Below are 18048 nucleotides of genomic sequence, written 5' to 3' on the forward strand. Positions count from 1 at the left end.
AAAATTTTAAGCAGGTTGTGAAAGTTCGTGAAAAACGGAAAGCAGCTTCACGGGACTCTTCAGGCCGGGAGCGAACTCAATCCCGGAATTCAGATCGATACCGTCCGGGTGGCACTTCCCGAGCATCTCGGAAAGATTCTCCGCATTCAGGCCGCCCGCGAGAATCCACGGACGAGGGAAGCGGAGACCGGAAAGAGAATCCACCGGCAGCGTCTTCCCCGACCCTCCGCCCGCCGTCCCCGCATCCAGCAGGAAATAGGCGCAGGAATCGGCAAAACGGTCGATATCCTCCTGCAGCTCCTCCATCGAAGCATACCGCTGCGGCCACAGCACGCGAATCACCCGCTCCGGGCCGATGGCGCGGGCGCAAGTCTCATCCTGATTGCCGTGAAGCTGGGCGTAATCGAGCTGAGCCTTCTCCATGGCAGCGACAATCTCCTCACTGCCCTGCTCCACGAAAATGCCCACGCGCTTCATCCCCGTCGTCTTCAGGCGGGCGGCACGCTCCACCGAAACGGAACGCGGACTGCGCGGATGGAAAATGAAACCGCAGAACCGGACACCCATCGAATAGCTCGTATCCAGCGAAGAAAGGGAAGTCTGGCCGCATACTTTGACAAATGGTGTTTTCTTGTTCATGATTGAATAATCCTGTTTAGGTTCTTGCCCGGCTGGGAAGACTGCATCAGGGCGGTGCCGATCAGCGCGGCATCATAACCCGCCCCCTTCGCATCCACGAGGTGCGCATGCTCGCTCATCGCGCTGGCCGCAATCCAAAGCTCCTCCGGCCGGCGCAGAGCAGCCAGCTTCAGCCCCTCCTCGCGATCCGTCTTGAACGTCTCAAGATTGCGCGCATTCACTTGCAGAATGCGTGCGCCCGACTCCCGGGCGATCTCCAGCTCACGCTCATTGAAAATCTCGACCACGGCATGGATACCCTCGCTCTCCGCCATCTCGCGCAGACCGCGCAGCAGAGAGGCATCCGGCGTCAGCGCCACAATCAGCAGCATCGCCGCCGCCGGGGTGGACACCGTCTGCCGCACCTGCAACTCATCGAAAATGAAATCCTTGCGCAGCAGCGGAAGCCCGGCGATCACCGCGCGGGACAAATCGCCCACACAGCCGGTAAAATACTTCTCCTCCGTCAGCACGGACATACAGGTAGCCCCCGCCTCCGCATACTGTCGGGCCACATCCTCCGGCGTCAGGGAATCATTGATCACCCCCATCGACGGCGACGACCTCTTAAACTCCGCAATCACACGCAGAGGCTGCCCTGCCGGAGCGGGTGCACGCAAAGCCTGCAGAAAATCCGGCCTCTGCCGAATATCCTTCGGGCGCAGCAGCCCGGCAGCCTTCGCCCGGCGCAGCCCCTCCAGCTCATCCTGCTTGGCATCGATAAAACGTTGCAAATTCATGGCATTCAAATCCTTTCTTATCCTTCAATTCCTTCCAGCACACGGCGACCCACTCCGGCATACACCGCTTCGCGGGCGCGGGCCATACAGCTCCGCAGCTCGGCATGAGCCTCCATCAGGAACATCGCCAGCCCCACATTCAGCGCCAGCATATCCATCATCGCAGCAGGGCCTTCCCCGGCGAGAATACGCTTCAGCACCTTCACCGCCTCCTCGCGTGACTCCACCGCAAGCTCCGCCTCCTCGCACGGCTTGAACCCGAACTCGGCGGGATCCAGCTCCATCGACACCACCCGGCCATGATCGATCAGCTTCAGCGTCGCCTTGCCGAGCTGCGTCAGCTCGTCATAACCGCCCGCGCCGCAAACCACAATCGCCTTCTCGATATGGGACTGCCGAAGGGCATCGCTGATCAGATCCACCAGCTCCGGCTTCGCCACACCCATCAGCAAATGCGAAGGACGGGCGGGATTCAGCAGCGGCCCGATCAAATTGAACAGCGTACGCATCCCCAACTCCTTGCGGATCGGCCCGATATTGCGGAAACTCGGATGGAACTTCGGCGCAAACAAAAACGCAAACCCGCTCCGCTCCACCATCCGCGCCGCCTCATCCGGCGACACATCGAGCGGCACCCCCAAAGACTCCAGCGCATCCGCACTCCCGCAGGAAGACGACACCGCCCGGTTCCCGTGCTTCACCACCCGGTAGCCCAGCCCCGCCATCACCAGCGAAGCCGCCGTCGAACAATTGAACGAATGCTTCCCGTCGCCGCCCGTCCCCACGATATCGATACACGCGCCCGTAATACCGTCCACACGCAGCGAACGAGCAAGCGCCGTATTCACCGCATGGGCGATCTCCAGAGAACTCTCCCCCTTCATCCGCAGCCCCATCAGGAACGAACCCGCCTGCGCATCGGACATCCTGCCATCCATCAACGCGGCAAACGCATGCGCCGCCATCTCCGCAGACAAATCCCTGCCCTGCGCCAAAGCCTCCAGCACTGCGGGCACACTCGCCGCAGCGCTCCCCTCCGGCTGAATCGCCTGGGGGAAATTCGCCAGCAGCTTCCGGCCTTCCGGAGTCAAAATCGACTCGGGATGGAACTGAATCCCCACCCACGGCCTATCCTTATAGCGCAGCGCCATCACCTCCCCTTCGGGAGCGCGCGCCGTCACCGAAAACATCGGATTCGAAAAATCATCCTTCGACTCCACCACCAGCGAATGGTAGCGGCCCACCTTCATAGGATTCTCGATCCCGGAAAACAGCCCCGTACCGTCGTGCGTAATCTCCGAACACTTCCCGTGCATCACGAACGGAGCCTTCACCACACTCGCCCCGGCGAACTCGCCTAGGCACTGGTGCCCCAGGCACACACCCAGCACCGGCACATGCTTCGGCAGCCGAGCCAGAAACTCCAGGCAGAACCCCGCCGTCTTCGGATTACCCGGCCCCGGAGAAATACACACGCACTCCAGCGAAGGATCCGCCGCCATATCCAGAATCCGGGGATCGTCATTCGTCAGCACCAGAGGATTGCGCCCCAGACCCTGAAAAATCTGCACGATATTGTAGGTAAAAGAATCGTAATTATCGATAAAAAGAAACATCGTCTTGAAAAAAGGTAAAAATTAAAGAGACTCGTCGGCAGCAAGAATCGCATCGATAATCCTGCCCTTATTGCGGCACTCCTGCCACTCCTTCTCGGGATCTGAATCGTACACCAGCCCCGCGCCCATCTGCCAGAAAATCCGGCCATCGCGCACCCACATACTCCGGATCGTAATCCCCGTATCCATATGCACCGCATCCTCATCCAGCCCGATCCAGCCGATACACCCGGCATACGGCCCGCGCTTCACCTCCTCCAGCTCATGGATAATCTCCATCGCCCGCACCTTCGGCGCACCGCTCACCGTCCCCGCCGGGAACGTCGCCGCCAGCACATCCAGCGCATCCTTCCCCTGTGCAAGGCTCGCCGTCACCCGCGAAGTCATATGCATCACATGCGAAAACCGCTCCACCTCCATCAGCCGCTCCACCTTCACCGAATCCGGCCTTGCCACCCGCCCCAAATCATTCCGCCCCAAATCCACCAGCATCACATGCTCCGCACACTCCTTCGGATCCTTCAGCAAATCCGCCGCCAGCTCCGCATCCTCCACATCGTCCTGCCCCCGTCGGCGCGTCCCCGCAATCGGGGAAAGCTGCAAACGCCCGTCCGTACAGCGCACCATCACCTCCGGCGAAGAACCGAACAGCGTCAACCCCGGAAAACGCATGAAAAACATATACGGAGACGGATTCATACTCCGCATCCGGCGGTACAGCGTAAACGCATCCCCCTCGAACGGAGCCGAAGCCTGCGTCGCACCCACCACCTGAATCGCCTCCCCCTGATGCAACAGCTCGCGCACCCGGCGCACCGCCGCCTTATACCCCTCCTCATCCGGCCTCCGCGTCACCTCGCCTACACGAATCGGCGCAGGCTCCGGATGCAGCACCGGCCTCATCTCGCGATGCTCGCCCAAGCTCAACTGCGTCAAATGATTATACACATGATCGAACACCAGCACCGTACCCGCCACCACCAGCCGCGCCTCCGCATCCGCCACATCCAGCGACTGCGCCAGCTTCGGCTGGAACACCGCCGCCATCTCATAACCGAAATAACCGTACAAAGCCCGCGTAATCGGAGCCTGCGAAAAATCCGCCGGCACGATCGACAGAGACTCCATCAACTCGCGCACCCCCTCCATGAAAGGCCGCCCCTCCAGAGCCTCCAGCGGCTTCAGCCGCTCATCGGCCACCTCCACATGCAGCAAACCGCTGCGGCACGAAGCATCCAGCAAAAAATCGCTCGCAATCACGCTGAAACGCCCCCAGCGCCCGTCCACCTCCGCGCTCTCCAGCAAAAGGGCGAACTCATTTTCACGGGACAACTGCATAAACAGACTGATCGGCGTCTGCGTATCGGCGCCGAGCCTGCGGCTGGACTGTTGAAGAGAAATCTTGGTGGACATGGTGGCTTGGTATATTTGGTGTTGAAACTTGTCGTTTGATGGTGGCTTGGTAAATCGGAAAAAGAAAAAACCGCTTTGACCTCGGGGAAGTCAAAGCGGCTTGTAGAAAATCGATATATCAATCTGTGCAGTTTCCTACGCACGGAGGCTTCCCCAGTGTGTCAATCCATAAAGTAATACCACCAGCTCCAGCTCTGCTGCCGGGCTGCTGAGGAAAACTGTGAATTGAACAAGGAAACTTGCATCTGCACGAATGCATACAGCAAACCGCCAAAAGCCGCAACACTAACTTTTGTCATAAGAATTCCCTCTACTACTCCCCATCATTCGGAACATCATCACCTGCAAGAAAAAACAAACACGAACAAACGATCGAAAATCGAAAAATAGCTTGACATACCGCCGCCCAAAGAAATAGTATCGGATAATCAAATCAGTCATTATCCCGCTCTCCATTCATTACGTACACCGATTCGCCATGAAACCCTCCTTCTCCCGCCTTGCACGGCGCACAGCCATCGCTGCTCTCCTCATCTTCGCCGTACAGGCCTCCGCCGAAATCACGACGAGGGAAAACAGCGTCTTCAGCATCAACTTCTACAACAACGGCGACACCTTCCAAAACCAAATCTCCAGCACCATGGACTGGTCGGAAACACGCATCGAACAAACCCTGGCCGCCAGCCAGCTCTGGATCGACACCATAGCCGACACCTTCTCCACCAGTAAAATCAACCTGAACCTCGTCTACACCACATTCGGAGACCCCAACATCATCGGCGGCAGCAGCTCCTTCTCCTTCAGATCCAATGTGGGCATTGAAGACAATGCACCATTCTACAATGAAGCGACCGCTACCGAACTGAAATGGAAATTCGGCATCAACACAGACGAATTGTGGGAATCCGGCACCCCGTGGGACATCTTCATCCAGATCGGAAAAGACTTCGACTTCACGGACAACGGCTTCACACGCGTCCTCGTCCATGAAATCGGCCATGCCCTCGGCGTCTCATCCTCCCTCTTCAATAACAGAGACGAAAAGCGAAGCAGCGTCTACAACAAATGGGACAGCCTGCTTGTCGATGCCGACGGCAACTCCGTCGCCACCTCGGATCTTTACACCTCACGCTCCTCCGTACTCGGGAAGGACATCTACCTCTCGGACGGCACCACGCAAATCCAGGTCTACAACCCAAATACTTACGCCCAGGGCTCCAGCTTCGCCCACCCCACGGACGGTACCGGATACAACCTCACCGACTCCATCCTCAACTACTCCGGCAACCCCCGCACTGCCTCCCCCGTCGCCTTCTCCGACCTCGACCTCGCCACCTTGCGCATGCTCGGCTGGACACTTCGCTCGGATATCGTCCCTGAACCGGCCACCGCCACCCTCAGCCTGATCGGCACCTTCATCTTCGCCATACGCCGCCGCAGGCGATAAGCCTTGCGGGGATGATCCAAGCCACCACGAAAGGCAAGCAAAAACCTCATAAAAGAGACCTGCCTGAACACCCAACGAACAGGCAGGCCTCTACCCATCAGCGGTACCATCCATGACTCAGTACCACCAGCCGTTTCTTGTTCTAGCTCAAACGGCGGAGCGATTCTTCCGTGAACACCTCGATCTCATCGGCACGCCCGGCATGCATCTTGGCAGCCCATGCGGGATCCGCCAGCAAGGCACGCCCCACAGCGATCAGATCGAACTCTTCATCTCTCATCCTCTTAATCAGCGGATCAATACAGGAATGACTCACCTTCACCGCCGGATCTCCGAACGTCTCCGTAAAAGTCTTATCCAGACCGACGGAACCCACTGAAATCGTCGGCAGCCCCGTCAGCTTCTTCGTCCAACCCGCCAGATTCAGCGGCGACCCCTCGAACTCCGGCTCCCAGTAGCGGCGCGTCGAACAATCGAAAACATCCACACCGGCATCCATCAGCGGCGCAAGAAAAGCCTCCAGCTCCTGCGGACTCTGCGCCAGCTTCACATCGTAATGCCCCACCTTCCACTGCGAAAAACGGAACAGAATCGGGAAATTCCTGCCCACGGCCTGCCGCACCGCACGCACGATATCACACGCGAAACGCGTACGCCCCACAAGATCGCCGCCGTACTCATCCGTCCGTAGATTCGTCCTGTCCCAGAAAAACTGGTCGATCAAATACCCGTGGGCGCCATGAATCTCCACCGCATCGAAATGAAGCTTCTTGGCATCCAGCGCGGACTGGGCGAACTGCCCGATCAACTCCTCGATCTTCGCCCGGCTCATCGGCTCCGCCACCTTCTCCAGTGATTCCAGATCAATCCCGGAAGGCCCGATCGGAGAAGCATCCGGATTCGGGTAATCACCCTCCAGCTTGCGGGCCATCCCCACATGCCAGAGCTGCGGCGCAATCTTCGCATCCGTCGTATGCACCGCCTCCACCACCTTCTTCCATGCGCGCAGAGCCGCACCGCCATAAAAATTCGGCACCCCCATCGCATTGCCTGCGGCCGGCTCGTTCACCAGCGTCCCCTCCGTCACAATCAGGCCCACCTCATTCTGCGCGCGCCTCTTGTAATAATCCGCCACCTCCAGAGTCGGCACTCCGCCAGGCGAAAAACAGCGCGTCATCGGAGCCATCACCACACGCGTCGGCAAATCCAGAGCGCGGGACCGGAACGGGCGAAACAGGACTTCAATATCTCGAATACTCAGTTCATCATATATTGCCATGGAAAATCTCCTTCGTAAACTATCACAAGTATACCCTCCGCAGCACCATGCACAAGAAATAGTTCTATCAGTTTTCTACATGCTGACGGAGGCTCGCGCCACACTCCGCTCGCGGGCCAGCCTGCCATGTTCTGCGGCGTGGCAGCCTTCCCCCTTCCTGCTGAAAACGAAGCATGGTAGGACTATGGGTACGGCTCCTCCGTTCCGGAACAATCGTCACAACAGCCGCAACCACCCCCCATCCGCAAATGAACAGCATCCCCTACCTCGCCATCATCCCCGCAAAAGCGCACTCCGAACGCTGCCCGGGCAAAAACACCCGCCTCCTCGGCGGCACCCCCCTCTTCCTGCACTCCGTTCACTATGCCATACAGGAAGGATTCACACCCGTCGTTAGCACGGACAGCGAAGAAATCATCGCCCTGTGCCGTGAAAAAAACATCTTGCACCATCGGGAAATCGTCTATGACCGCAAAATGACCTTCTGCATCCGTCAGGTCCTGAACACATACACCTGCCGTTACTTCGCCATCCTGCAGCCCACCTCCCCGCTCCGGCAGCATGGACTCCTCAGAACCATGCTCCGCCATGCGGAAACACACAACGAATGGTCCGGCTACACCTCTCAGAAAATCAAAGTCATCGGCCACCTCGACGGCACCTTCCAGCACTCCTTCCGCACCCAGGACGCCAAACGCTTCCTCCATTTCTTCGACGGAAACATCTCCCTCACCTCACAGGCCGGATTCCTCGCCAGAGACTCCTTCTTCGGAGACGACTCCCGCATCCACGACAACCCCTTCCCCTGCAACCTGCAAATCGACACGGAACAGGAATTCGCCGCCCTCGACCACCTGTGCGCCTCCACCCACTTCCGCAACCTCCTGCCCCGCCCGACCGGAACCATGCGAATATGCCTCATCTCCAATAAAAAAAACCTGCAACGCAACTACTCGGAATTCGTCGACTCCTGCGACCTCGTCATGCGCATCAACAAAATGGAAAACATCGCCACCGGCCTCACCGGCACACGCACCGACATAGCCCTCATCTCCTGCTGCGGCGCCTACATGGTCTTTCCCCGCGAAAAAAGAAACACAGACATCCTGCCAGGCATACCCATGCTCTACTTCAACGACGAAGACCCGAACCGCACGCAGGCATACGCCTACACCGAAAACCTCGCGCACTGGCGAACCATCCCGCCGGACGTCAGCCGCTGCACATACAACTTCACCACCCTCAGCAAAGGCATCCTGCTGGCCTACCACCTATATCCGAACGCAAACATCTACTATCTCGGCGATTGCGACATGAACCAGCGTGTCTCCCGCATAGGAAAGCATCAGCCCGAACCCGAAAACGCCTTCATACAATCCATGATCTCCAGCGGGCGCCTCATCCCCATCCTTGAAGACAGCGAACCCGAACACCGATACTCCTGCGCCGGCTCATCACCGGTGGCACCACCCTCCATCCACACCAGCCAGCGACTCCTGCCTCCCGCAAACATCCAACCTGCAGAAACACTCCGCCTCTGGCACCCCGAATGGAGCGACGACTTCCGCATCATCGGCAACCGTGGCGCACGCCTCTCACAAAAAGATGCAGCCCTCATCCTGCAGCGCGATGAAACAACCCTCCAGCTCCAATGGGATCGCTGGGGCAAAGAACGCTTCGTCCGGGGGGCGGGCGAATGGTACCACTGGGTACAGCCCGCACCGTCCACCGGCACCGCCCCGAAACACGGCAACATCAGAAAAATCGGCTACATGCGCGTCCTCAACGAACAACACACCATTGCAGCCTGCATGCTCAGCGTCGCTCCCATCCTCGACGACCTGCTCATCCTCTGGGCGGACATGGACGACCGAAGCATCGAACTGGCGGAACAATGGAAACCCGTTCTGGAAAACGAATACGGCTGCCGATGCCACTTCCTCCACTACCCCCACCACATCGTACGCCCGCACTCGGCATGCGACCTCCGCACCCTGCCGAAAGAAAACCGTATAGACACCTACTACCAATTCGGCATGAACCACATCAACCAACTATTCGGCAAATCGGAATACGCCGTCGTCAAAGTGGATGCCGACCAAATCTACCTTCCCGAACACCTCGGGCAAGCCTTCTCCCACATCCGCACACCCATGGATTGCATCTCAATCAGTGGCCACAACACAGCCGTCCTCAACGGCCGCTTCGGCCTCTACAAACCTCGCCCCCGCAACGGAGGATGCGACTCCCTCATCTGCGGCTCCGGCAACCTTCCCCGATACGGCATCGCCCAACACTACGAAATCGACACCGCCCCGCACCCGAACAAAAAAACGGTTACCCTCCCCTGCTGGCTGCACTTCATGAAAACGGCCAGATACGAACAAACCATCCGCGACTTCCGGGAAGATGAAATAGAACCGGCCGCAAACCGGCCCGCACTCCTCCGCGCATACAAAACGCGCATCCTCCCCCTCCTGCAGCGAACCCGGAGCCCCTATGCGGCGCTCAACCCCGCATAACCGACAAACGGCAGACGGCCACACAGCCGCCGCTCGGACGATCAGCCCCGATCGGTACCCCAGCGGCGGTGCAGCCACCTCTCCACCGGAGAAAACAGAATCTTATCCGCCAGCAAACCGATCAGCACGATCACCAGCATAATCCCCATCACCTGATCCATCTGCTGCAACTCGCGACCGAAATGCAAATGCTGGCCGAGACCGAAACTGCCCGCGATCGACACATAAATCTCCGCTGCCATCAGCGAACGCCAGGCAAACGCCCAGCCCTGCTTCATCCCTGACACCACAAAAGGAGCCGAAGCAGGCAGCGTCACGAACACCAGCGTATGGAACGGCGAAGAACCCATCGTCCGCGCCGCCCGCGCATAAATCGGCGGCACATTACGCAGCCCGTTTTCCGTCGAAAGAATCACCGACCACAGCGTACCCATAATCACCACAAACAGCAAAGCGCTCTCCGTCAGCCCGAACCAGATACAGGCCAGCGGCACCCAGCACACGCTCGGCAACGCCTGAAACCCCAAAGCCATCATCCCCAGCGTATCGTTCACGCAGCGGAACCGCGCCGCCAGCATCCCCAGAGGAATCCCCATCACCAGCCCGATCGCATACCCGATGCACAGGCGGCTCATCGTCACACCGATCGCGGCGGGAATCTCCCCGTCCATGCACTCATCGTACAAATACTGCCCCACCGCCTCCGGCGAAGGCACCACATAGGGAGACCAGATACCCGCGGCGGACAGAAAATGCCACACCACGATCAGCACCACGAAAAACACAACTGTCGAAAACGTACGCTTCATAACTCCAAAAAAATAAACCTGAACTATCGAATTACTCGTGACTCTCCTTCTCATACCCCTTCAGGGCACTCGTAATCTGCACCGAATACCCGGCCAGCTCCACACTATTGATATCCCGGGGGCGCGGCAAATCGATCTCGTACTGCTCCCGGATCTTACCCGGATGCGGTGAAAACAGAACCACCCGGTTCCCCAGGCACACCGACTCGCGCACATTGTGCGTCACGAAAATAATCGTCTTCTTCCTCTTCTCCCAAATCGCCTGAATATCGCCGTACAACTGCTCGCGCGTCATCGCATCCAGCGCGGCGAACGGCTCATCCATCAGCAGCACACGGGGATTCGGAGCCAGCGCGCGAGCCAGCGCCACGCGCTGCTTCATCCCGCCGGAAAGCTCGTGAATATTCGCATGAATGAAATTATCCAGCTTCACCAGATGCAAATAATACTTCGCCACCTCCAGCCGCTCCTTATCATTCAAATTCGGCTTCAGCTTCAGCGAAAACATCACATTCCCGATCACATCCAGCCAGGGGAACAGCGCATGCTCCTGAAACATCATCATCCGGTCGCGGCCAGGACCGGGAATCGGCACCCCGTCCATCAGCGCCACACCGCTATCCGGCGTCTCAAGCCCGGCGATAATATTCAGCAAAGTCGACTTCCCGCAGCCCGAAGGGCCCACGAAACACACGAACTCGCCTTCATTAATCGTCAGCGACACATTCTCGAGCGCGCGCACCGTCCCGCGGCGGGAGGTAAAATCCTTCGTCACATTCTCGATATTCAGCTTGGCAGGAGCAATCACCTGCAACTCTTCAGTCAGGGGCATGGCAAAAAAACGGCTTAACGTGGGGAATCTGGTTGATACACAATACCGGCAACATCGGGAAAACGGGAACGCAGCAGACCGGCATCCTGCGCATCCTTCACAAACTGCCGGAGACCCGGCACATCCACCTCCGTCGTCAGCTTCAACCGCTTCCACGACGAACGCACAATCTTCTCCATCTCATCACCCTTGGCGCGAGTCAGCAGCTTCATTTCATCCGCCACCATCCTCTGCGCCTCCTCGGGATGGGCCGCCACCCACTCCGTCAACTCCTTATGGGCGGCAATCAGCTTCGCCGCCAGCTCCGGATGCGCCTTCAGCCACGCATCGCGCCCCACAAGCACCGTCGTCGCCACCTCGGAATCCTCCACCAGCGGCACCGCTCCGGCCTCCGCCTCCAGCCGGGAAACCCACGGCTCCACCGTCCACACCGCATCCAGCTCACCCTGCTTGAACAAAGGAAGCTGCATCGCATTCGACGTCGGCAACACCCGGCAATCGCCCGTACCGTTCCGAGTCAAATGCAACCCCTGCTTCCGGAGCCATGCCCGGGCGGAAACATCCTGCGTATTCCCAAGCTGCGGCGTCGCCACACGCTTCCCGTAAAAATCCTTACCCTCCTTCATCGAAGAACCCGCATGCACCAGCAAAGCCGCGCCGCCGTTCACCGCACCCGCCATCACCCGCACCTCCGTACCCTGAGACACCCCGTAGGCATTCAGCGCCGGACTCGGCCCCACATACGTCACATCGATCGACCGCCCGAAAATAGCCTCCATCGCGCTCGGCCCCGCATTATACGTCGACCACACGAACGAATGCCCCGGCATCCTCTCCTCGAACCAGCCCTTGCCCGCAGCCTTCACCCAGCCGCCATCCGGCTGGCGCACCCAATTCTCCCCCATCCGGGCCATATATCGGGCCACCAAAGCCTGCACATGCGTCACATTCGGAAAACATCCGATCCGCACCTCCGTACGCGAAACATCCTCCTGCGGCTTGCAGCCGGAAACCAGAACCAGCGAAACCAAAGTTGTAGCGCAGAAAACAAACGCGGCAACAAAACGATTCATCGCGCAGAGCGATACCAAAAAACGCCCACCAAGTCAATGATCGCCCGTGACAGTCAACACGCGCGCGCATCATCACCCATCCTGACGAACAACATCCCGATCCCTCCACATTGACAAAACATTCCTTATTGACACAGCCTCACAACCTGCTAACATCAAAACTCACCCCCCTCTGCACTCCATGAAAACCACAATACTCATCGCGGCGTATTGCGCCCTCCACTTCTCAGCCTCCCTCCTCATCGGACAGGAAACACAACCCTTGCCCCTTGACTACGACTGCCCCGCCAACTTAACGGCACAAACGATCGCAACCCTGCAAACCGAAGCAAACGCCGGAAATCCGATTGCCCGCAACCGCCTCGGCTACCTCATATTCCATCACCAACTTCCTCCGCCGGCCACACAACCTAACCACAGCGCCGCCGCACTCGAATACTTCCGGCTGGCTGCAGAACAAGGCCACCCCCAAGCCCAGTACAACCTGGGCCGCATCTATCACACAGGCACGGAAAACACCGCGGCAGACATCCCCCTGGCCCTGCACTGGTACCGCAAATCCGCCGCACAGGGCTGCCCCGAAGCCGAATTCATCCTCGCCGAATGCGCCTTCCAAGGAATCGGCACACCGCAAAACCGGGAACAAGCCGTCTCCATCTATCGGGAACTGGCACAAAAAGGCTACCCGGAAGCCAGACGCAGGCTCGCCGATTGCCTCAACCAAGGCACGGGAACGGAACCCTCCCCCGAACAAGCAGCCGAATGGTACCTCAAAGCCGCCACTGCCTATGGATGCGGAGACATAACCAACGCAACGCCTGCTACACCCTACATCTACCCGGACAGCCCATGCATCGACCCCGCATGGATACCGGGCACACACCAAACCTCCGCGCAGCTCGCCCCCTTCAAAATCATCGAATGCCTGCGGCAGGCGGCCCAACAAGGCAACCCCGACGCCCAAACCGCACTGGCCTACGCCTACAAGCACGGCATCGGCACCCTGAAAAACGCTCATAGCGCACAGGAATGGGAACAAAAATCAAAAACGGAACGCCTGCGCCGCATCGCACGGGACAGTGAAGCCGCAGAAAACGGACAGGCGGACGCCCAGTACCGCCTCGGCCAACACTATCAAAACGGCACAATCCTGAACAACTACTACGGACAGTCTGCCCATTACTGGTACCAAAAAGCCGCCGAACAAGGCCATCCTCAAGCCCAGCTTGCACTGGCACAACTCTACGCATTCGGCATCGACCCGCTCAACAGCCAAAAACAGCAACATGAAAAACAGGCAGCCTACTGGTACCGGCGAGCCGCCGAACAAGGCGTCATGCAAGCGCAAATCGAACTCGCACACTGCTATGCCTTCGGTTGGGGCATAGAGGAAAATGCTGCACTCGCCGCCCATTGGTACGCCCGGGCAGACAAACAAGGCCCCCTCATCTTCAAAATAGAACAATTCTGGAACACCGTCATACCGGAGGAAAGCCCACGGAGCTACCCGGCCCCGAACGACCTGCCATCCGCCGCCGAAATCCCCCGCGACCCGGAAGACTTGCCCTTAATCCGAAAAGCATTGAACGGAAACATCGAAGCCCAAAACACACTGGGTCGATACTACGAACGACCGGGATTGAGAAACAACAAACTGGCTCTCGCCTGGTACAGAAAAGCGGCAGCGCAAGGAAACAAACAAGCTGCCGCTGCCGTCCTCCGCGTCCAGGAAAACATCAAACACCCCCGCAACCACTATTGACCCGCCTGACGAACCGACATGAACACCCCCTTCGCGCGATAAAACCCGCATCACCACCCAGTAGCCTCACCATCCTTGACAAACAACCGACTCCTGCCGTACGATACCCCCACCCATGAATAACGCCCCCGCGCCCGACGCACTTCGGCACATGGCCGAACAAGGCGATGCCGACGCCCAGCACGAACTGGGTTGCCTCCTGATTGAAGGAACCGGCATCCCTCAAAACGCCAAACAAGGTATCCGCTGGCTCAAAAAGGCCGCAGATCGGCAACACATCGGGGCGCTTCTCACCCTCTCCGACATCTACCAGGAAAGCACCGCCGCCCGCCGCGACATGGCCGCATCCTTCAAATACCGCGAACAGGCCGCCCGGCTCGGCCATATCGGCGCCCAATACAGCCTCGGAAACTTCTTCTTATCCGCACACGCCATCAACAAAGCCATCTACTGGCTCAGAAAAGCTGCCGATCAGGGAGATGAGCACGCCCGCATACAAGTGGCCGGACTCTACCTCGAATACAGCCAATCGCCCGACGAAATCGAACAGGCCATCCGCTGGACCCTTGCCTCAGCGGAAACCGGAGACGAAATCGCCCAGTACAACCTCGCCATATCCTACGAAAAAGGCCGTGGAGTGGAAGCCGACCAGCAAAAAGCCCTCCATTGGTTCACCAAATCCGCCAACCAGGGATTCGCCAAGGCCCAATACAGCCTCGGCGACATCTTCGCAGCCGCGCACGACATCGACAAAGCCGTCTACTGGCTCAAAAAAGCCACCGAACAAGGCCATGAGGATGCCCGCATGCTATTATCCACAACCTACCTCGAACACAGCCAATCGCCCGACGAAATCGAACAGGCCATCCGCTGGCTCCTGGCCGCAGCGGAAAACGGAAACGAAACCGCCCAGTACAACCTCGCCTTATCCTATGAAAAAGGCCATGGAGTGGAAGCCGACCGGAAAAAAGCCCTCCATTGGTTCACCAAATCCGCCGAACAGGGATTCGTTCAAGCCCAATACCACCTCGCCGCCCGGCTGGCCTCTGCCACCGAACCGAACGCAAAACAGGCCGCCTTCTGGCTCGAAAAAGCCGCGCAACAAGGCCATCCCGCCGCCCAATCCATACTCGCCGAATTCTACCTTGCAGGACACGGCGTCCCGCAAAACACACAGCAAGCCATCCACTGGCTCCGGCAGGCTGCCGCGCAGGGAGACGAACAGGCCCTGCACAACCTGAACATCCTCGAAAACACGCAGCAGCACATCCCATACGGCAACTTCCCCACCTTCCGGAAAATCGGCAGACTCATCAAACGACTCTTCTCCGGTCGCAGCCACTGACCCACGGCGCACCGCCCGTCACTCCTCCTCGTCCCACAGCAGCTCAAGCTGCGTCACCTCCGCCTCGCGTGCCACGGGCATACCCGGCTTCTGCCGCTTGCGAGCCTTCGGCTCCCGCCTCGTCGAAGACATCTCCAAATGCGTCAAAATCTCCTTCGCACGGCTCACGATACTCTCCGGCATCCCGGCCAGCCGCGCCACCTGAATCCCGTACGACTTATCCGCCGGGCCCGGCAGCACCTTGCGGAGAAACACAATCTCATCCTTCCACTCCCGCACCTCCACATGCCAATTGCTCACCGCCGGATGCGTATGCACCAAATCCACCAGCTCGTGGTAATGCGTCGCAAACAGCGTCCGCGACCCCAGCTCATCGTGCAAATGCTCCGCCACCGCCCACGCAATCGACAAACCGTCGAACGTCGCCGTACCGCGCCCGATCTCGTCCAGAATCACCAGTGAACGCTCCGTCGCATTATTCAGAATCATCGCCGTCTCGCTCATCTCCACCATGAAAGTGGACTGCCCCCGCGCCAAATCATCGCTCGCCCCCACCCGGCAGAAAATCCGATCCACCACGCCGATACGAGCCGACTCCGCCGGAACGAACGACCCGATCTGCGCCATCAGCACAATCAACGCCACCTGGCGGATATACGTACTCTTCCCCGCCATATTCGGCCCCGTCAAAATCAACACCCGATTCCCCTCCTCATCCATCAGCGAATCGTTCGGCACGAAAGGAACACCCTGCTGCACCTGCTCGATCACCGGATGGCGGCCATTCACAATCGACAAATTGCGCGAACAATCCAGCTCCGGACGGCAATACCCGTGCCGCTGCGCCGACTCCGCAAACGCCAACAGCACATCAGCCTCCGCCAGCGCATCCGCAGACACCTGAATCGCATCCAGAAACCCCTTCACCTCCTCGCGCAGCGCACAAAACAACTCATACTCCAACTGGCGCGAACGCTCATCCGCCCCCAGAATCGTCCCCTCCATCCTCTTCAACTCCTCCGTCACGAAACGCTCCGCATTCGCCAGCGTCTGCTTCCGGTGGTAATGCTCCGGCACCTTGGCATAATTCGCCCTCGTCACCTCGATATAATAGCCGAACACATTATTGAAACGAATCTTCAGCGAATCGATCCCCGTCGCAGCCCTCTCCCGCGCCTCCATCTCCGCCAGCCACGCCTTCCCGTCGCGCGACGCCAGCCGCAGCTCATCCAGCTCCGCACTATAACCGTCGCGAATCATCCCCCCCTCCTTGATCGTCACCGGAGGCTCATCCGCCAGCGCACCCGCCAGCAACTCCACCAGCCCGGCGAAATCCCCCAGCCTCCCGCACAAATCACCCAGCTTAGGGCACCCCTCCGCCAGCACATAAAGATCCGCCTCCACCGCAGGCACCTGCCCCAGCGAACAACCCAGCGCCATCAAATCCCGGGCATTCCCCGCCCCCTGAGCCAGCTTTGAAGAAAGACGCTCCAAATCGCGCACCCCCTTCAACGAATCCCGCAGCTTACTCATCAGAAACGGCTCCCCGAGAAACCTCTCCACCGCATCCTGCCGCCCTCGCAGCACATCCACATCCGCAACCGGATGCAACACCCAATCGCGCAACTTCCGCGCACCCATCGGGGAAGACGTACCGTCCAGAGCACCCAGCAGCGAAAACTTCGCCCCGCCGCGTGCATCCACCAAATCCAGATTCCGCTGGCTCGCCGCATCGATCAGCACCACCCCCTCCGTCGGCCGCAGCGCCAGCTTCCGCAAATGCTCCGTCGAACGCCTCAACTGATGCTTCAAATAATGCAACACCGCCCCCGCAGCGCCCAAAGCCGCCCTCAACCCCGCACAGCCGAACCCCTCCAGAGAATGCACCTGAAAATGCGCCTCCAGCACCGGCACCGCAGCGCCCGGCAAAAACGCATAACCGTCGTAAAACAGCGTCGGCCGCAACAGCGGAAACGAATCCCTCTGCTCATCGCTCACCAGCAGCTCCCTCGGCGCAACCCGCGAAACCTCCTCCGCCAGCGCCTCCTGAGAACCGAACTCCGCCACCGAAAACTCCCCCGTCGTATGATCCACGCACGCCAGCCCCCACGCGGACTTCTCGCGGAACACCGCCACGATATAATTATGCTCCGCCTCATTCAGCAAAGCCAAATCCGCCAGCGTCCCGGCGGAAACCACCTGCACCAGCTCCCGCTCCACCAGCTTCCCCGGCACCGGAGTACCCTTCTGCTCCGCAATCGCCACCCGCTTCCCCGCCTTCACCGCCTGCCCGATATACCCCTCCACACTATGAAACGGCACACCGCACATCGGCACCGTATGCCGCTTCGTCAGCGTCAGCCCCAGCACGGCGGAAGCCTCCACCGCATCCTCGAAAAACATCTCGTAAAAATCCCCCAGCCGGAAAAAAAGCCACACATCCTCCGGAAGCCCCTGCTTCATCCGCAGATACTGATCCATCATCGGGCTCAAACTCGAATCCTGTGCCGCCATAGCAGCCGGATCATACAG

General features: G+C 59.1%; 13 protein-coding genes. 4 read left to right on the top strand and 9 right to left on the bottom strand.

Annotated features, from left to right (window positions below):
• Positions 1-6 precede the first annotated feature (6 nt).
• From AC781_RS04840 to AC781_RS04855, 4 genes are read right to left on the bottom strand one after another with little or no spacing between them, the layout of a single operon-like run.
• A complete protein-coding gene (locus AC781_RS04840) occupies positions 7-639 on the bottom strand; it encodes a phosphoribosylanthranilate isomerase (RefSeq protein ID WP_067774351.1) in 633 nt (210 codons plus the stop codon).
• Entirely contained in the window at positions 636-1418 is a 783-nt protein-coding gene (locus tag AC781_RS04845; RefSeq protein WP_067774354.1) for an indole-3-glycerol phosphate synthase TrpC, read from the bottom strand. The genes AC781_RS04840 and AC781_RS04845 overlap by 4 nt, the downstream gene beginning before the upstream one ends.
• Positions 1419-1435: 17 nt before the next feature.
• On the bottom strand, positions 1436-3034 hold the full coding sequence (trpD, locus tag AC781_RS04850; protein WP_067774358.1) for an anthranilate phosphoribosyltransferase: 1599 nt from the start codon (positions 3032-3034) through the stop codon (positions 1436-1438).
• A gap of 21 nt (positions 3035-3055) precedes the next feature.
• On the bottom strand, positions 3056-4447 hold the full coding sequence (locus tag AC781_RS04855; RefSeq protein WP_067774359.1) for an anthranilate synthase component I family protein: 1392 nt from the start codon (positions 4445-4447) through the stop codon (positions 3056-3058).
• A gap of 478 nt (positions 4448-4925) precedes the next feature.
• Between AC781_RS04855 and AC781_RS04860 the strand changes: the two genes are divergently transcribed.
• Positions 4926-5894, top strand: coding sequence for a PEP-CTERM sorting domain-containing protein (locus AC781_RS04860; protein WP_067774360.1), 969 nt, complete (start codon positions 4926-4928; stop codon positions 5892-5894).
• Between the two features lie 142 nt (positions 5895-6036).
• Here AC781_RS04860 and AC781_RS04865 read toward each other — a convergent pair whose 3' ends face one another.
• Positions 6037-7173: an NADH:flavin oxidoreductase gene (locus AC781_RS04865; protein ID WP_067774361.1), complete on the bottom strand. Its 1137-nt coding sequence runs from the start codon at positions 7171-7173 to the stop codon at positions 6037-6039.
• 248 nt (positions 7174-7421) lie between these two features.
• Here AC781_RS04865 and AC781_RS04870 point away from each other — a divergent pair, with 248 nt between their 5' ends.
• Positions 7422-9695: a cytidylyltransferase domain-containing protein gene (locus AC781_RS04870; protein WP_067774363.1), complete on the top strand. Its 2274-nt coding sequence runs from the start codon at positions 7422-7424 to the stop codon at positions 9693-9695.
• A 41-nt stretch (positions 9696-9736) separates the two neighbouring features.
• Here AC781_RS04870 and AC781_RS04875 read toward each other — a convergent pair whose 3' ends face one another.
• From AC781_RS04875 to AC781_RS04885, 3 genes are read right to left on the bottom strand one after another with little or no spacing between them, the layout of a single operon-like run.
• A complete protein-coding gene (locus AC781_RS04875; RefSeq protein WP_067774365.1) occupies positions 9737-10504 on the bottom strand; it encodes an ABC transporter permease in 768 nt (255 codons plus the stop codon).
• A 31-nt stretch (positions 10505-10535) separates the two neighbouring features.
• Entirely contained in the window at positions 10536-11336 is an 801-nt protein-coding gene (locus tag AC781_RS04880) for an ABC transporter ATP-binding protein (protein WP_067774367.1), read from the bottom strand.
• 14 nt (positions 11337-11350) lie between these two features.
• Positions 11351-12409, bottom strand: coding sequence for an ABC transporter substrate-binding protein (locus AC781_RS04885; RefSeq protein WP_067774368.1), 1059 nt, complete (start codon positions 12407-12409; stop codon positions 11351-11353).
• 181 nt (positions 12410-12590) lie between these two features.
• Between AC781_RS04885 and AC781_RS04890 the strand changes: the two genes are divergently transcribed.
• Both AC781_RS04890 and AC781_RS04895 read left to right on the top strand, forming a co-directional pair.
• Positions 12591-14171, top strand: a complete 1581-nt coding sequence (locus AC781_RS04890; RefSeq protein ID WP_067774371.1) for a tetratricopeptide repeat protein — start codon at positions 12591-12593, stop codon at positions 14169-14171.
• A 115-nt stretch (positions 14172-14286) separates the two neighbouring features.
• Positions 14287-15516 (top strand): SEL1-like repeat protein, encoded by a 1230-nt coding sequence (locus tag AC781_RS04895; protein WP_083076584.1) that lies wholly within the window; start codon positions 14287-14289, stop codon positions 15514-15516.
• 18 nt (positions 15517-15534) lie between these two features.
• Here the strand turns inward: AC781_RS04895 and mutS are convergent, their stop codons facing one another.
• The gene (gene mutS, locus AC781_RS04900; RefSeq protein WP_246777962.1) at positions 15535-18030 is read right to left on the bottom strand and encodes a DNA mismatch repair protein MutS; all 2496 of its coding nucleotides are present in this window, start codon (positions 18028-18030) and stop codon (positions 15535-15537) included.
• Between the last annotated feature and the right edge of the window lie 18 nt (positions 18031-18048).

It is taken from the genome of Neoakkermansia glycaniphila (assembly GCF_001683795.1).
In the GTDB taxonomy this organism is placed as follows: domain Bacteria; phylum Verrucomicrobiota; class Verrucomicrobiia; order Verrucomicrobiales; family Akkermansiaceae; genus Akkermansia; species Akkermansia glycaniphila.